This is a genomic window from Arthrobacter sp. 2YAF22_2, assembly GCF_052114645.1.
Taxonomy (GTDB): Bacteria; Actinomycetota; Actinomycetes; order Actinomycetales; family Micrococcaceae; genus Arthrobacter.
On sequence record NZ_JBFRFD010000736.1, the window covers coordinates 1 to 1252 of the forward strand.

General features: G+C 69.1%; 2 protein-coding genes. Both read left to right on the forward strand.

The window, feature by feature from the left end; genetic code table 11:
- A partial coding sequence (locus AB4Y86_RS19140) for an acetyl-CoA carboxylase biotin carboxyl carrier protein subunit (protein ID WP_441403702.1) occupies nucleotides 1-220 on the forward strand: 220 nt, incomplete at its 5' end.
- A gap of 33 nt (nucleotides 221-253) precedes the next feature.
- Nucleotides 254-985, forward strand: a complete 732-nt coding sequence (locus tag AB4Y86_RS19145; protein ID WP_441403703.1) for a glutamine amidotransferase — start codon at nucleotides 254-256, stop codon at nucleotides 983-985.
- Nucleotides 986-1252: the final 267 nt, after the last annotated feature.

Consider the following 1252-nt stretch of genomic DNA (forward strand, 5'->3'; position numbering starts at 1 on the left):
GACCTCCCCCATGCAGGGCACCATCGTGAAGGTCGCCGTCGCCGAGGGCGACCGCGTGGCCGAGGGTGACCTTGTCGTCGTGCTCGAAGCCATGAAAATGGAGCAGCCGCTCACGGCGCACCGCGCCGGAATCGTGATCGCTCTCGCCGCCGCGGCCGGCGAGACCGTCGCCGCGGGCGCCCTCATCGCCACGATCGAGGACGGCGAGACGGCCGAATAGCGGCAACGGGACGGCGGGGGCAGACTTGGTTACGTGAAGCCATTCCTGCTGCTCGCCTCCCGCGCCGAAGACGCCGCCGCCGACGACGAATACCTCGCCTACCTGCGTTACACCGGCCTCGCCGAGGCCCAGTTGCACCGGATCCGGATGGAAGCCGCCCCGCTGCCCCGGCTCGACTTGGAGCGCTATTCCGGCGTGATCGTGGGCGGCAGCCCCTTCACCTCCAGCGACCCGGCGGAGCACAAGAGCGAGGCCCAGCACCGGGTGGAGCGCGAACTTTTCGCCCTGCTGGACCGGATCGTGGCCGAAGACTTCCCGTTCCTGGGCGCCTGCTACGGCGTCGGGACCCTGGGCCTGCACCAGGGCGCCGTGATCGACCGGACCTACGGCGAGGGGCTGGGCGGTGTGACCATCAGCCTCACACCGGAGGGATTGCTGGATCCGCTGCTGCAGGGGTTGCCGGAGAGCTTTACGGCGTTCGTGGGCCATAAAGAGGCCTGCACGGTATTGCCCCGCGGCGCGGTGCTGCTGGCAAGCTCCGCGACCTGCCCGGTGCAGATGTTCCGGATCCGCTCCAACCTCTACGCCACCCAGTTCCACCCCGAACTCGACGCCGACGGCCTCGTCACGCGGATCGACATCTACCGGCACGCGGGCTACTTCCCGCCCGACTCGGCCGAGGAACTGATGGTCCGGGCCCGGCAACACCACGCCACCGAGCCGATGGCCATCTTGCGCAATTTCGCGGAACGCTACGCCCGGTAACACCGGCGACCCTCCCGCAGATCCTGCCGCCATTCCGACGACGCTCCGGCAGATCCTGCCGCCCTACCCACGACGCTCCCGTAGATCCTGCCGCCCTACCCACGACGCTCCCGTATCTTCAGAAACGGACAGACGAGGGAGCGTCGTGCCAAACCGCGCGAGAGCTGCGGGAGCGTCGTGCCAAACCGCGCGAGAGCTGCGGGAGAGTCGTGCCAAACCGCGCGAGAGCTGCGGGAGCGTCGTGCCAAACCGCGCGAGAGCTGAGGG